This window comes from Mesorhizobium wenxiniae, from assembly GCF_002284535.1.
Taxonomy (GTDB): domain Bacteria; phylum Pseudomonadota; class Alphaproteobacteria; order Rhizobiales; family Rhizobiaceae; genus Mesorhizobium; species Mesorhizobium wenxiniae.
This window is the reverse complement of the sequence record NZ_NPKH01000024.1, coordinates 1-15,567: the sequence shown is the minus strand read 5'-3', so window position 1 is coordinate 15,567 and position 15,567 is coordinate 1. Positions and strand designations below refer to the sequence as shown.

The following is a 15,567-nucleotide window of genomic DNA, read 5'->3' as shown; positions in this document are numbered from 1 at the left end:
GCGGTCGCTTGACCATGGAGCATCTGATATGAGCAAGCATAAGATCGCCGCACCCGACAGTTCCCCCTCGGGCAGTGCCCATTCGGACAGTGCATCGTCTCGTCTGCGTCCGCCCTATGCATCGGTTCTCGACCTGATCGGGCAGACGCCGGTCATCGAACTAACCAAATTCGACGTCGGCAAGTGCCGACTGTTCATCAAGCTCGAAAGCCAGAATCCCGGTGGCTCGATCAAGGACCGCATCGCGCTGTCGATGATTGCCGCCGCCGAAAAACAGGGCAAGCTGAAGCGCGGCGGCACCATCGTCGAGGCGACCGCCGGCAACACCGGTCTCGGCCTCGCCCAGGTCGGCATCCCCAAGGGCTACCGCATCATCCTGGTCGTGCCCGACAAGATGTCGCGCGAAAAAATCCAGCATTTGCGGGCGCTCGGCGCGGAAGTGCGCATGACCCGTTCCGATGTCGGCAAGGGTCACGCCGAATACTATCAGGACATGGCCGAAAAGATCGCCGCCGAGCTGCCCGGCGCCTTCTATGCCAACCAGTTCGCCAATCCGGCCAATCCGGACGCCCATGAAACCACGACCGGTCCCGAGATTTATTCGCAGCTCGACGGCGACGTCGACGCCGTGGTCGTCGGCGTCGGTTCGGGCGGCACGCTGACCGGGCTTGGCCGCTACTTCGCAGAGGTCTCGCCGAAGACCGAGATGATTCTCGCCGATCCGGTCGGCTCGGTGCTGGCGCCGTTGATCAAGACCGGCAAGATGCAAGAGGCCGGAAGTTGGACCGTGGAAGGCATCGGCGAGGATTTTGTGCCGCCCAATGCCGATCTGTCGCTGGTCAAAAAGGCCTACTCGATCACCGACAAGCAGAGCATGCTGGCGGTGCGCGACCTGCTGTCCAAGGAGGGCATCCTCGCCGGCTCGTCGTCCGGCACCCTGCTTTCGACGGCGCTTCGCTATTGCCGCGAGCAAACCGTGCCGAAGCGGGTCGTCACCTTCGTCTGCGACAGCGGCAACAAATATCTGTCGAAAGTGTTCGACGACTTCTGGCTGATCGAGCAGGGCCTCGCCGAGCACGAGCAGCATGGCGACCTGCGCGATCTGGTGATGCGCACACACCGCACCGGCGACATCGTGTCTGTCGGCCCGGACGAAAGCCTGCTCAACGCCTATGGCCGCATGCGCCGCTCGGATGTCTCGCAATTGCCGGTGCTGGACGACGGCAAGCTGGTCGGCATCGTCGACGAAAGCGATATCCTCGCCCACGTCGAAGGCCCCTATGACAGCCGCTGGGACCGCTTCAAGGCCCCGGTGCGCACGGCCATGACCGCCAATTTGCACACGCTGCAGGCCAGCCAGACGCTGGACGCGCTGCTGCCGGTGTTCGACCGCAACGAGGTCGCGATCGTCTTCGATGGCGACGAATTCATCGGCCTGATAACCCGCATCGACCTGATCAACCATCTGAGGCGCCGCGCAAGATGACCATCAAAGCCACCGTATCGGGCAGGAACCGTCTGGCCTTCTCGACGCGCACGATCCATGGCGGCCAGAGCCACGACCCGACGACGGGCGCGGTGATGGTGCCGATCTATGCGACCTCGACCTATGGCCAGCAGAGCCCGGGCGTGCACAAGGGTTTTGAATATGCCCGCAGCCAGAACCCGACCCGCTTCGCCTTCGAGCGCGCGGTGGCCGATCTCGAAAGCGGCGCAGCCGCCTTCGCTTTCGCCTCGGGTCTGGCGGCGATCGCCACCATTTTCGAACTGCTCGATTCCGGCGCCCATGTCGTCGCCACCGACGACATCTATGGCGGCACCTTCCGGCTGCTGGAGCGGGTGCGCAAACGCTCGGCCAACCTGCAGGTCGACTTCGTCGACTTCACCGATCTGGTCGCGGTGGAAGCGGCAATCCGCCCGGAAACCAAAATGCTCTGGGTCGAGACGCCGACCAACCCGCTGCTGCGCGTCGTCGATCTCGAAGCGGTCGCAGCACTTGCCCGGCGCAAAGGCGTGCTCTCGGTTGCCGACAACACCTTCTGCAGCCCCTATCTGCAGCGGCCGCTGGAACTCGGCATCGACATATCAGTCCACTCGACGACGAAATACCTCAACGGCCACTCCGACATGGTCGGCGGCGTCGCCGTGGTCGGCGACAACAAGGATCTCGCCGACCGCCTGAAATTCCTGCAGAACGCCATCGGCGCTATTTCAGGCCCATTCGACAGTTTTCTGGCGCTGCGCGGCCTCAAGACGCTGGCGCTGAGGATGGAGCGCCATTCATCGAACGGCCAGAAGATCGCGCACTGGCTGGAAAGCCGTCCCGACATCCGCCGCGTCATCTATCCCGGTCTCCCCAGCCACCCGCAGCACGCCATCGCCAGGCGGCAGATGCACGCCTTCGGCGGCATGATCACGGTCGAGCTCGACCGCGACCTCGCCGGCACCAAGCGCTTCCTCGAACACACGCAACTGTTCACGCTGGCCGAAAGCCTCGGCGGCGTCGAAAGCCTGATCGAGCACCCGGCGCTGATGACACATGGCTCGATCCCGGCCGGGAAGCGGGCCGAGATTGGGATTTCCGATTCGCTGGTGCGGTTGTCGGCCGGGATCGAGGACGGCGATGATTTGATCGCGGATCTGGATCAGGCTCTGGCGAGTTGAAGGGGGCCGTGCCCCGCTGGATAGTGAGGTCAGTTTGAAACTTCCCGGCTGAATGGCGCATCCGACTGTGAATTGACAAGGCGACGTACCCTCGCTTTGCTATCGGGGCAACCTGGAGGGAAAGTCATGGCTTACTCGTATCGTTGCAGGGACTATCCGGGAAACGAGGCCTGTCCAGCGACGTTCACGGCAGAAACCGAGGCGGAAGTGATGAAGCATGTCGAGCTTCACGGCGCGATCGCTCACGGGGAAGACCCGAAGCAATGGTCGCCGGAAGACCGTAAACAGGTCATGAAACTAATCGTAGCGACCTAAACTCGCTTCTTGGACGGGCCGCGCAGCGCCCCCACCACTCTCTCCAATGCTCGGCAAGCATTTAGAAGTGCGGCCCGATAGGCGACAACGCCGAGACGCGATGGAATTTTCAAACTGACCCACCGCCCGTTGACCTGAGTGGCATCCGGCGGAATTGTGGCCTTCCCTGCAATTGCCGACAGGCCGGTTGAAGTCATGACCATTCGCGAGCGCAACCAACCGACGGCAGCCGACACTCCCCTCACCTTCGCGGTGCTGGTCTTCCCCGGCTTTCCGATGATGGCGTTCAGTTCGGTCATCGAGCCATTGCGCGCGGCGAATGTGCTGGCAAAGCGGGAATGCTACCGCTGGATCATCGTCGGCGCCGCTGAGGGGCCGGTCGAGGCCTCGAACGGCGTCGTCATCCAGCCCGGCTTCTTCGCCGAAAATGCGCCGAAGGTCGACCGCGTCGTCGTCTGCTCGGGCGGCAATGCCGATCATCTCGTCGCCGACAATGCCGTGAGCTGGATCCGCAGGAGCCTGCGCGGCGGCGCCCATATCGGCGCGGTGGCGGATGCCGCGTTCTTCCTTGCCCGCGCGGGCCTGCTCGACGGCCATGCCTGCACCTTGCACTGGACCAGCCAGGCCGCCTTCACCGAGGCCTTTCCGGACATCGAGCTCAGGCGCGATCTCTACGTCATCGACCGCAAGCGCTTCACCTCGGCCGGCGGCGTCGGCAGCCTCGACATGATGCTGGAGATCATCACATCAGACTATGGCGCCGAACTTGCCGCCGGCGTCGCCGAATGGTTCGTGCACAGCCCGCTGCGCTCCAGCGTCGACCGCAAGCTGATGCCGCTGCGCTTACGCACCGGCGTCCAGAACGAACTGGTGCTGTCGGCCATCGCCATCATGGAGGATGCGGTGGAGGAGCGGCTCGGGATGGCGGAGCTGGCTGTGAAGCTGGGCGTCTCCTCCGACAAGCTCGAACGAAACTTCCGCTCAGAGCTCAGCATCTCGCCCAACGGCTATTACCGCCGCCTGCGGCTGAAGCGCGCCGCCGATCTCCTGGCGCATTCGACGCTGATGGTGCGTGACGTGGCGCTGGCCTGCGGCTTCGCCTCGATGTCGAGTTTTGCGCGGGCATTTCGGGAGGAGCATGGGCACGCGCCGAAGGTGGCGCGCAGGCATTAGGCGTCCGCGCGCTGACGCGGCGCAACGACGGCGGGACAGCGCCCCCCTCTGGCCTGCCGGACATCTCCCCCACTTGGGGGGAGATCGACTGTCACCGCTGATTTCGCCAATCGCCAACGTTACAGGAATAAGGGGAACGCCGAAGCCGCCAATCTCCCTCCTTGTGGGGGAGATGTCCGGCAGGACAGAGGGGGGCGCCGTAGAGTGCTACGGAACGACTTCAAGCGGCATTCGGCACAGCATCTGCGGCATCCCGCACAGCCTCTGAACGACGCATGGCTCATCTTCCGACTTCCAGGAGGCACCCCATGAGCATCGTAGTCTTTGACCCCGACAGCACCGAGGACGTCGACTTTAAGGATCGCATGCGCCACCCGGCGGCGGCCGATCCGGCCGGCGGCATGTGGCTTTCCGATACCGAGCCGTCCTTCATCGATGCGGATGCGCTGCGCAAGGGTCGGCTGGCCAGGCTGCGCGCCTGGATGCGCGAGGCCGGCTATGGCGGCGTGGTGCTGTTTGATCCCTACAACCAGCGCTACGCCACCGGCTCGCGCAACATGTTCGGCTATTTCCTGCGTAACTCGACGCGCTACTTCTTCATCCCGGCATCGGGGCCGATTGTGCTGTTCGAGTACCCGCAGAGCTACCATGTCTCGATGGTGCTCGACACGATCGACGAGGCGCGGCCGTCCAAGCTGGTGTGGTCTTCGGTGTCGGGCCGCGACGACGAAACCGCAGGTCCATTCGCCGACGAGATCGCCGAACTGCTCAAGGCGCATGGCGGCGGCTCGATGAAGCTCGGCCTCGACCGCTGCGGCCATCTGCAGGCGCTGGCGCTGGAAAAGCGCGGCTGCGAGGTCAGGGATTGCCAAGGTGAAATTCTCGCCGTGCGGGCAGTGAAGACGCCGGAGGAAGTAAAATGCCTGCAGGTGTCGATGGCCGGCGCCGAGGCCGCCGTCTATGCAGTGCGTGAGGCGATCAAACCCGGCGTTTCCGAAAACGATCTGTTCGCCATCATGTATCACGAAGTGATCCGGCAAGGCGGCGAGTTCATCGAAACCCGCCTCTTGACCTCCGGCCAGCGCACCAACCCGTGGTTCAACGAAGCCAGCGGCCGCAAGATCAGGCCGGGCGAACTTTTGGCGCTGGATACCGATACGATCGGCTGTTACGGCTATTATTCGGACTTCTCGCGCACCTTCCGCTGCGGGCCGGGCAAGCCAACCGATTATCAGAAGTCGCTCTACCGCATGGCCCACGACCAGGTTCAGCACAACATCTCGATCGTCAAACCCGGCATGGCGTTTCGCGAGATTGCCGAGAAGGCCTGGAAGATCCCGGACCGCTTCGTCGACCAGCGCTATACGTCGGTGATGCACGGCGTCGGCATGCATGGCGAGACGCCGTTCATAGCGCACGCCATGGATTACGAGACCTATGGCCGCGACGGCTTTGTCGTGCCTGGCATGGTGGTGAGCGTCGAGAGCTATATCGGCGAGAAAGGCGGCCGCGAGGGCGTCAAGCTCGAGGACGAGATCCTGGTCACCGAAACCGGCACCGAGCTACTGTCGCGCTTTCCCTATGAAGACGATTTCCTGGAGAAACAGGTTTGACCCCAGCACCCACCACTGATCGCGGTGCGGTATCGCAAACTTTCGCGACTAGCCGCAGCGCTCATGCTTTCGTCATCCTAGGGCGGAGCAAGGAGCGCAGCGACGCGGCGCAGACCCTAGGATCCATACCGTTACATCTAGGCTTCGAGACGGTGCAGAACTCTGTTCCGTTGCATTCTTCGCTAGAGGTGACGGCATGGATTCCAGGGTCTTCGCGACGCCGCTTCGCGGCTGCTTCGCCCTGGAATGACGAAGTTCAGGTATCCGCATGAAAAGCCCGGTCTCGATCAAGCGCGGCACGGTGGCCGCGGTGTTCGTCGATCTCCAGGAGGAGCATCGGCAGGACAAGCGCTATCTGGTCGAGGGTTTTGGCGACATTCTCGCTAACGTCCAGCGCCTGCAGGCAACGGCGCGGGCCAACGATGTGCTGCTCTACCATTCGGCCTACATCGTCGATCTCACCAGGGAGGCGCGGCGCTTCCATCCGGTCGATGCGAATGGCAGGTCGGCTTTCTCCGACAAGGACGATCCACTGACGGCGATCTGTCCGGAAGTGGCGCCGGTCGCCGGCGAGATGATGCTGGTCAAGACTGAGGCCAGCGCCTTCGGTGCGGGCCCTGCAGCCGGCCGGCTCAAGGCCAAAGGGATCGAGTGGCTGGTCGTTGCCGGCGTGTGGACCGAGGCCTGCATCGACGCCACGGTCCGGGATGCGGTATCACTCGGCTTTCGCGTGCTTTTGGTCAAGGATGCCTGCGGCAGCGGCAGCACGGCGATGCACCAGACCGCCATCCTCAACCTTGCCAACCGGCTCTATGGCGGCGCCGTCACCACCACCGACGGTGCCTGCCGCCTGATGGCAGGCGAGACGGTCGATGCATGGCAGGTCCAAGGTTCCGTGCCTTTGCGCTTCACCTATGAAAATGCGGCCCGGCTCTACGACGAACTCTGACAATTCCAGCGGATTTGGTGGGACCGGATGGCGATGGTCAGTGACGCCGACAAGCCCGAGACGGCAAAACGGGGGCAATACGCGACGCTGCTCGATCCGGCGCTGTGGGCCCATATCGACCGGGTCAATGCATGGTGTCCGCCCGGCATGGACCTGCCGCTAGACAAGCAGCGGGCGGTCTACGACGCGATGTGCCGGGCGTTCCACGCCGGTTATCCCGCAGGCGTCGAAGCCAGCGACGGCACGGTTGCCGCCGGCGATCAGATGATCCCGATCCGGCGCCACCAGCTGGCGGGCAAGGCGCCGCAAGCGATGGTCGTCTACTATCACGGCGGCGGCTTCGTGCTTGGCGGGCTCGACAGCCATGACGACATCTGCGCCGAGATCTGCGCCGGCACAGGCTTTGCCGTGCTGTCCGCCGACTACAGGCTGGCGCCCGAACATCTGCATCCGGCCGCCTTCGACGATGCGCTGGCGGTGTTCGAAAGGGCGGCGTCGACAAGCGGGTTGCCGATCGTGCTGTGCGGCGAGAGCGCCGGCGGCAATCTCGCCGCTGGGGTGGCGCATGCGGCGCGCCGCCGCCCTCACCCCGCGATCGGCCAGGTGCTGATCTATCCCGAGCTGGGCGGTGACAAGAGCGCCGGCTCCTATGTCGAGCACGCCGAGGCGCCGCTGCTCACGCTCAGCGACATCGAATTCTATCGTCAGGTCCGCTCCGGCAAGGCACAGTCACCAGACGATCCGACATTCTCACCGCTGCGCGACACTGACTTCTCCGGTCTGCCGCCGACGGTCATCGTATCAGCGCAATGCGATCCGCTGTCATCGGACGGCGAGGCCTATCGCGACCGCATCCTTGCCGCCGGCGGCCGCGCCTGGTGGTACGAAGAGCAACGCCTCGTGCACAGTTTCCTGCGCGCCCGCAAAACCGTGCCACGGGCCGGCGAAGCCTTCACCCGCATCGTCGCCGCCATCGCCACGCTCGGCAAGGGCGAGTGGTTGTAGGGAGGCTGCGAATGCCGGATGAGGGGGACCTTCCTCTTGCGGAACAGCGCACAACAACTGCGGAAATCCGAACACTTCACCCGTCAAACCCGCACTATCATTGCCCATGGCCAAAGGCGCTCGGCTCGACCGCATCCGCCCCCGCGAAGCGGTCGGCCGGGCGCCGATAGGGAGGACATGTCGATGAAATTCATGCTGACCAACCGAACACTGCATCCGCAGGCTGAGCCCGTCGCCGAAGGCTTCAAGAAAGGCAGCATAAATAGGCGCGAGTATCTCGCCACCATGGCTGCGCTCGGCGTTAGCGCCGCCGGCGCGCTGGCGCTCGGCGGCCTTGCGCCCTCGCCGGCCAGGGCGCAGGAGCCGAGGCGCGGCGGCGTCTTGCGCGTCGCCATGAACGTCAAGGGCTGGAAGGACCCGCGCACCTTCGACGGTGTCGAAATGTCCAACGTCGCCCGCCAGTGCAACGAATATCTGGTGCGCTGGAACCGCGATTTCACCTTCGAGCCGTGGTTGCTCGAGAGCTGGGAGACCAGCGACGACGCGCGCGTGCTGACGCTGCACGTCCGCAAGGGCATCACCTGGTCGAACGGCGACACCTTCAACGCCGACGACGTCGTCCACAACCTGACGCGCTGGTGCGATGCGAGCGTTGCCGGCAATTCGGTCGCCGAGCGCATGGGCGCGCTGGTCGACGCCGCCACCAAGAAACCCATCGACGGCGGCATCGAGCGTGTCGACGACTTTACCGTCCGGCTCAATCTGCCGAAGCCCGACATTTCGCTGGTTGCCGGCATGACCGACTATCCGGCGCTGATCATGCATCGCAGCTACGACGGCGAGGGCGATCCGCTGAAGGCGCTTGCGATCACGTCAGGACCTTGCGAACTGGTGGCATGGGAGGCCGAAGTCGGTGCCGAGGTCCGCCGCAAGGACAAGCCGTGGTGGAAAGGCGACTTCTGGCTCGACGGCATCCAATGGGTCGACTACGGCTCCGATCCCAATGCCATGTTCTCGGCTTTTGAATCGGGCGAGATCGACACCAACCACGAAACCGCCGCCGATACGGTGTCGCAGACGGACGCCATGGATCTGAGCAATTCGGAACTTGCCACCGGCTCGACGATCGTCGCGCGCTTCAACGTCGGCAATCCGCCCTATGACGACATCAGGGTGCGGCGGGCCGCCCAGCTCGCGGTCGACAATAGCGCGATCCTGAAGATCGGCATGGACGACCGCGGCAAGCCGGCCGAGAACCACCATGTCGGGCCGATGCACCCCGAATACGCCGACATCGGCCCAGCCGTCCGCAACGTCGACGAAGCCAAGGCGCTGCTTGCCGAGGCCGGCAAGTCCGACCATGAATACGAGCTCATTTCTGTCGATGTCGACTGGCAGAAGAACACCGGCGACGCCATCGCCGCGCAGATGCGCGACGCTGGGCTGAAGGTCAAACGCACCGTGCTGCCGGCGGCGACGTTCTGGAACGACTGGAGCAAATATCCTTTCTCCTGCACCGAATGGCTCGGCCGGCCGCTCGGCGTCCAGGTGTTGGCTCTGGCTTATAAGTCCGGCGCCGCCTGGAACGAGAGCGCCTATGCCAATCCGGAGTTCGATGCCTTGCTCGACAAGGCGCTGGCCACACCCGACGCCGGTGCACGCAAGGAGATCATGGCCAAGATCGAGCAGAATCTGCGCGGCGCCGGCATCATCATCCAGCCCTATTGGCGCTCGGTCTACCGCACGTTCCGCAAAGGCGTGCATGGTTGCGAGCAGCACCAGTCGCTGGAGCAGCATTTCGAGAAGGTTTGGCTTGAGGCGTGATCCTCGTTGCCGGATCGGCGACGACCCGACCATGTCTGGGAACTTAGCTCGGCGCCGTCCATGACCGGCTCGTTAGAGACTGTTGATATTTCTTGCCCGTCGCCCAACGCCCGTGCAGAGGGGTGCCGTCCCTCCAGCCCCTCAAGACCTGGGTTCCTCGCCCACCGCGAAGCGGGGGAGAGGTGGCCGCGAAGCGGCCGGAGAGGGGGCTTTCGTAGAGCGCGGTTCCCCTCTCCGTCCCGGCTTCGCCGAGCCACCTCTCCCCCACTTTCGTGGGGGCGAGGAACCCAAGCTGGAATGAAGCCGCTTTCCCGCAAACCCGGAGCATTGACGATCTTCGCGCCACACGGATCAGCGAGCGGCGCCCGATTTTAAAATCTCCTGTCCGAGACGCACTGTTTCTCGCACCAGCAGGTCCAGATCGTCGCGCCGGGTGCGGTGATTGTTGATCGCCACCCGCAGGCAATGCTGGCCGTGCACCGTCGTGTCCGAAAGGGCTGCGATGCCGTCTTCCTGCAGCCTCAGCATGATCTCGGTGTTGAGTGCCTTCTGTCGCTCTCCCGTCAGCCCGTCGCCGCGGTAGCGAAAACAGACGATGTTGATGCTCGGTGGCGCGACGAGTTCCAGCAGCGGCTCGGCCTCGATCAGCGTGCCGAGATAATGTCCCTGCGCGATGTTCTGGTCGATCAGGCGGCCGAACTTCTCGATGCCGTGCTCCTTCAGCGCCATCCACACTTTCAGCGCGCGAAAACCACGTGACGTCTGCAGGCCGTAATCATGCAGCCAGTGTCCGGAGGCGAGGCCGCGCGGCGTTGATTCCAGATATTCCGGCGTGACCGCGAAGGTTTTGCGATGCGCTGAAGCATCCCTCACCAGCGCGCAGCCCACCTCGAACGGCGCATGCAGCCATTTGTGCGGATCGAGCGCGACCGAATCGGCCCATTCGATACCGGCGACGCGATGAGCATTCTCTGGCGCGACGGCGATCAACGCGCCGATGCAGCCGTCGACATGGAACCAGACGTCTTCCTCATGCGCCAGCTTGGCAAGCGCCTGCAGATTGTCGATCGCTCCGGTGTTCACCGTGCCGGCATTGCCGATGATGCACGCCGGCTTGAACCCGGCCGCACGATCTTCGGTGATCGCCGCCCGCAGGGCCTCAATGTCGATCCGCAATCCGGCGTCGGTCGGGATACGGCGCAGCGCATTGTTGCCAAGGCCGAGTGCTTCCATCGCCTTGCGGTGGCAGGAGTGAAGCTGATCCGAGCCATAGAAACGCAGCGGCTTCTCGATTGCGGCAACGCCATGCTCGCGCACGTCGATGCCCGCCTTGGTGTTGCGTGCCACCGTCAGGCCGATGATGTTGGCCATCGAGCCGCCGCTGACCAGCGTGCCGCTGGCCGATTGGGGAAAACCCATCATCTGCTTGCACCAGTCGACGACCTGGCTGTCCATCAGGGCGGCGGCATGGTTGCCGCCGCCAAGGTTGGAGCCCTGGATCGCCGCCAGGAAATCACCCAGCGCGCCGGTGAAATTGCTCGACCCCATATACCAGGACCAGAAGCGCGGATGGATGTTGCCCATCGGATAGACCATCACCTTGTCGGTGACCTCGCCATAGACTTGGGCGAGCGGCTGAGGCGACCGCGGCAGCGGTGCCGCGAAGAATTCCCTCACCTCCGCCGGCATGTCCTTCCACACCGGGCGTTCCCGGACATCGCGCAGATAGTCGACGGCATCGTCGACGATCCGGTGCGACAGCGCCTGCACATCGGCCCAGTCGACCGGGTCGAGCGTTTCTTCGGCAACCATACCGGCAGTGCCGGCGGCCTTCAGCATGGCGTCCATCCGCGTCGCTCCCGATTGCAATCATTCGGCCGGGAACTGGCAGCCCGGCGTCGAACGCGACAGCGCGATCTCCTCCGCGTCCATCTCGGCTTCGATGCCGTCGAACAGCGGCGTCGTCATGTAGCGTTCGCCGGTGTCGGGAAGCATGCACAGGATCACCGAGCCGGGTGCGGCTTTTTCCGCGATCTGGCGCGCCACCGCAAAAGTGGCTCCGCCGGAGATGCCGGTGAAAATCCCTTCCTTTTGCGCCAGCGCCTTGGCCCATTTGATGCCCTCGGGCCCGGGAACAGGCACCACCTCGTCATAGAGGCTGGCATTGACCGCCTCCTGCAGGACGTTGGGGATGAAATCCGGGGTCCAGCCCTGGATCGGGTGCGGCTCGAAGGCCGGATGGCTGGCGGCGGGCGCGCCGTCGGCGCCGCGCTCCTGTGCCTTGCCGCTGCCGATGAGCCGGGCATTGGCTGGTTCGGCCAGCACGATCCGGGTTTCGGGACGCTCACGGCGCAGCACGCGCCCGACACCGACGACGGTGCCGCCGGTTCCGTAGCCGGTGACGAAGCAGTCGAGCCGTGACCCGGCGAAATCGTTGATGATCTCGCGCGCCGTCGTCGCCTCGTGAATGGCGGCATTGGCCTTGGTCTCGAACTGGCGGGCCAGGAACCAGCCATTGGCCTCGGCCAGCTCGACCGCCTTGTTGTACATGCCAAAACCCTTCTGAGCGCGCGGCGTCAGCACCACCTTGGCGCCCAGCATGCGCATCAGCTTGCGGCGCTCGATGGAGAAACTGTCGGCCATCGTCACCACCAGCGGATAACCTTTTTGCGCACAGACCATCGCCAGCCCGATGCCGGTGTTGCCGCTGGTCGCCTCGACGACGGTCTGGCCCGGCTTCAAGGCGCCGCTGCGCTCGCCCTCCTCGATGATGTTGAGCGCCAGCCGGTCCTTCACCGACGCCGCCGGATTGAAGAACTCCGCCTTCACATAGATCGTCACGTGATCGGGGCCGAGATTGTTGACCCTGATCACCGGCGTATCGCCGACCGTGTCGACAATGCTGTCGAACAGGCGGCCGCGCCCGGCCGTGGTCCTGATTTTCCGTTGCTGCAACATGTCTGCTCTCCTCTTTTGTTGTTGTCACGAGTTGTTGACGTCACAAGCCGGTTACAAACCGGCGGCTTGGGCGGCGAGATTTCGAGACCTTGCCGCAGTAAGGTGCCTGTGCCGGCAATGCGGCCCGGAAAGGCGGCTATGCCGGCGTCCGGCGCGGAAATTCGTTGCCGGATGCACTCTATCGCTTTCAGTGATAAAGCAGAGGGCGATGGGCCAGCGTGGGAGCAAGCGTGGAAACGCACGTGGAATCCGCTCGATCGAGCCTGGACGGCGCAACGGCCGGGTTGTCCGTGCGGCTGCTCGGGCCGCTGACGGTCATCCGCGACGGCGCCACCGTGCCACTGCCGGCATCGCGCAAGTTGCGCGCGCTCTTCGCCTATCTGGCGCTTGCGCCGCATGCCGTCGGCCGCAGCCGTCTGTGCGAGCTGCTGTGGGATGTGCCGAACGATCCGAGGGGCGAGCTTCGCTGGTGCCTCAGCAAGCTCAGGGGCATTCTCGACGAACCGGATCGCCGCAGGATCGAAACGCCTGGCGACACGATCGCCCTTGATCTGAAAGGCGTTTCCGTCGACGCGATCGACATCGCGTCGGCCGCCGCTGGAGGAATTGAGACGCTCGATCTGCAGCGGCTGCAGGCCCTGTCCGGACTGTTCGTCGGCGATTTCCTCGACGGGCTGGAGATCGACCGCAACCCGCATTTCAACGGCTGGCTGATCGCGCAACGCCGCCGCTTCCGCTCGTGGCATGCCGCCATTCTGGAACATCTCGTCAACAAGCTTCCGGCGGATGCCGACGAAATGTCAGCGCATCTGGAAAAGTGGGTGGAACTCGCTCCCTTCGACGGGCGTGCGCATGTGGCTCTTCTGGCAAGGTTGGCGCAGCGCGGCCAGATCGCCGCATGCGAGGAACATCTCGCTTCCGCGGCGAAGCTGTTTGCTTCGGAGGATCTGGATTTTGGACCCGTTCGTGAGGCATGGCGGACGATCCGCGGCGAGCGACCTGCCGCGACGCTCCGGGCGCGACCGGCATTTGTGCCCGCGGCCCCGCAAGCGTCAATTGTGCTGCCCGATTCCGATGTTGCTGCATCGTGCAAGGCCTCACTCGCGATAATGCCGTTTGTCGAGGAGGCGGCTGTCGGCGACCCTTGCGGCGACCTCTCTCGCGGCGGCCCCTCTCGCGGCGGGTTGGCCGACGGCCTGACCCACGACATCATCACCCGTTTGGCCAAGCTCAGGGATTTCTTCGTCATCGCCCGCGGCTCGGTCTTTGCGCTGTCGGAAAAAAACATCGCGCCAGAAGATGCCGGCCGGCGGCTCAACGTCGATTATGTGACCACCGGCACGGTGCGCAGCCAGGCAGGCCGCGTCGTCGTCAGCGTCGAACTTGTCGAGGTGCGCACGGCCAGGATCGTTTGGGCCGAGACGTTCGAACGCAGGCCCGACGACATCTTTGCCATCCTCGACGATATCGGCAACAGCATCGTCTCGTCGATCTCGGCCGAGATCGAAATGGTCGAGCGCAACCGCGCCATGCTGAAAGCCCCCAACTCGTTGAACGCCTGGGAGGCCTACCATCGCGGCCTCTGGCATATGTATCGCTTCACCCGCACGGAAAACGGACAGGCCCGGCATTTCTTCGACATGGCCCTGAGGCTGGATCCGACCTTCGCCCGTGCCTATGCCGGCCTGTCGTTCACCCATTGGCAAAACGCCTTTCAGCGCTGGGGAGACCGCGACAGGGAAAGCGCGCTCGCGTTCGAGGCGGCCGGCCAAAGTCTTCTGGTCGACGATCACAATCCGGCCGCCCACTGGGCCATGGGCCGGGCGCTGTGGCTGCGCGGCGAGCAGGACGGATCGCTGCTCGAGCTGGAACGGGCCGTCGACCTCAGCCCGAATTTTGCGCTCGGCCACTACGCGCTTTCGTTTGTGCACTCGCAGTCGGGTGATCCGAACGCCGCGATCGGTTCATCCGACCATTCGCGGCATCTGAGCCCGTTCGATCCGCTGCTGTTCGGCATGCTCGGCGCCAGGGCGATGGCGCATGTCCGCCTCGGCCAGTTCGACGAGGCCGCCGAATGGGCGCTGAAGGCCGCTGCCCGCCCCAATGCCCATGCCATTATCCTGGCGATCGCCGCCCACTGCCTTGCGCTGGCGGGGCGGATCGACGATGCCCGCACTTTCGCGGCCGCCATCCGCAAGACGCTGCCGAACTACTGTGCCGATGATTTCATCGCCACCTTCCGCTTCGAGCCGGACGCCGCAGCTCTGTTCCGGCAAGGCGCCAAGCGGATCGGACTGGGCTGATCCAACCGGTCAAGGCCACGACCCTTGCCGGCCGGACAAAGGCCCGCAAATCGGCTAGTTTCTCTGCACGGGGGACTGGTTCTTTGACTGACGGCCGCTGCCGGCCGGCCCGCAGCCCCCATCTTTGACGCTGGTGATTAGCCACAGGCCACCATGCCTTCGTCATCCCGGGGCGGAGCAAGGAGCGAAGCGACGCGGCGCAGACCCTGGGATCCATTCCGTGACATCAGCCGAAGAATGCAGTGGCCAAGAATGGCGCTTGTATCCGCAACGGCGCAAGTTACCCTTCAACCATGACCGGCTATGCCTATATGACCGCGAGCCAGAAGCGCGGCACGATCTACATCGGCGTCACCAATGATCTCGGCCGCCGCATGCCGGAGCACAGATCCGGCCAGGGCTCGCGCTTCACCAGCCGCTACGGCGTGCAGCGTCTGGTCTGGTACGAGGAACATTTCGCCATCCAGCGCGAGAAGTCGCTGAAGCGCTGGCCGCGCCAGTGGAAGATAGAGTTGATCGAGAAGACCAATCCAGAGTGGTTCGAGCTTTTTCGCGGACGGGGTGGTAGGCGTTCGGTTCTGCTCCGCAGGAGCACTGCCGCCAGGTAACGGCATGGATCCCAGGGTCTGCGCCGCGTCGCTTCGCTCCTTGCTTCGCCCTGATGACGAAGGGAGGGATGCTTCCGCTAGAATCTTTCACGTTTTGACGGAAGCGTATCCGGCGTTAGCAAAGTAGTTGTTGCATTCTGTAGCCTCGATGGTTT

12 protein-coding genes are annotated in these 15,567 nt (G+C 64.2%); 10 read left to right on the top strand and 2 right to left on the bottom strand.

All coding sequences use genetic code 11. The features are described from left to right. The first annotated feature begins 28 nt into the window (after positions 1-28). The 8 genes from CIT31_RS19435 to CIT31_RS19390 all read left to right on the top strand — a co-directional run bounded on the left by CIT31_RS19435 (position 29) and on the right by CIT31_RS19390 (position 9,543). Positions 29-1,486: a pyridoxal-phosphate dependent enzyme gene (locus tag CIT31_RS19435; protein WP_095519968.1), complete on the top strand. Its 1,458-nt coding sequence runs from the start codon at positions 29-31 to the stop codon at positions 1,484-1,486. Then, complete coding sequence (locus CIT31_RS19430) at positions 1,483-2,664, top strand: cystathionine gamma-synthase (protein WP_095519967.1); 1,182 nt, start codon at positions 1,483-1,485, stop codon at positions 2,662-2,664. The genes CIT31_RS19435 and CIT31_RS19430 overlap by 4 nt, the downstream gene beginning before the upstream one ends. A gap of 126 nt (positions 2,665-2,790) precedes the next feature. Next, entirely contained in the window at positions 2,791-2,979 is a 189-nt protein-coding gene (locus tag CIT31_RS19425) for a DUF1059 domain-containing protein (protein WP_095519966.1), read from the top strand. Between the two features lie 195 nt (positions 2,980-3,174). Then, positions 3,175-4,152 carry a GlxA family transcriptional regulator gene (locus tag CIT31_RS19420; RefSeq protein ID WP_095520158.1) on the top strand — a complete coding sequence of 326 codons (978 nt, stop codon included), beginning with the start codon at positions 3,175-3,177 and terminating at the stop codon, positions 4,150-4,152. A 308-nt stretch (positions 4,153-4,460) separates the two neighbouring features. Next, positions 4,461-5,765: a M24 family metallopeptidase gene (locus CIT31_RS19410; protein WP_095519965.1), complete on the top strand. Its 1,305-nt coding sequence runs from the start codon at positions 4,461-4,463 to the stop codon at positions 5,763-5,765. 268 nt (positions 5,766-6,033) lie between these two features. After that, on the top strand, positions 6,034-6,714 hold the full coding sequence (locus CIT31_RS19400) for an isochorismatase family protein (protein ID WP_095519964.1): 681 nt from the start codon (positions 6,034-6,036) through the stop codon (positions 6,712-6,714). A 27-nt stretch (positions 6,715-6,741) separates the two neighbouring features. After that, positions 6,742-7,719, top strand: coding sequence for an alpha/beta hydrolase (locus tag CIT31_RS19395; protein ID WP_245316393.1), 978 nt, complete (start codon positions 6,742-6,744; stop codon positions 7,717-7,719). A gap of 183 nt (positions 7,720-7,902) precedes the next feature. Next, entirely contained in the window at positions 7,903-9,543 is a 1,641-nt protein-coding gene (locus tag CIT31_RS19390; protein WP_095520156.1) for an ABC transporter substrate-binding protein, read from the top strand. 351 nt (positions 9,544-9,894) lie between these two features. Here the strand turns inward: CIT31_RS19390 and CIT31_RS19385 are convergent, their stop codons facing one another. Beyond that, entirely contained in the window at positions 9,895-11,391 is a 1,497-nt protein-coding gene (locus CIT31_RS19385) for a pyridoxal phosphate-dependent decarboxylase family protein (protein ID WP_165778508.1), read from the bottom strand. Positions 11,392-11,412: 21 nt separating this feature from the next. Next, the gene (locus CIT31_RS19380; RefSeq protein ID WP_095519963.1) at positions 11,413-12,501 is read right to left on the bottom strand and encodes a PLP-dependent cysteine synthase family protein; all 1,089 of its coding nucleotides are present in this window, start codon (positions 12,499-12,501) and stop codon (positions 11,413-11,415) included. 242 nt (positions 12,502-12,743) lie between these two features. Here CIT31_RS19380 and CIT31_RS19375 point away from each other — a divergent pair, with 242 nt between their 5' ends. After that, positions 12,744-14,804, top strand: a complete 2,061-nt coding sequence (locus CIT31_RS19375) for a transcriptional regulator (protein WP_165778507.1) — start codon at positions 12,744-12,746, stop codon at positions 14,802-14,804. A 293-nt stretch (positions 14,805-15,097) separates the two neighbouring features. After that, entirely contained in the window at positions 15,098-15,412 is a 315-nt protein-coding gene (locus CIT31_RS19370; protein WP_095519961.1) for a GIY-YIG nuclease family protein, read from the top strand. The last annotated feature ends 155 nt before the right edge of the window (positions 15,413-15,567 follow it).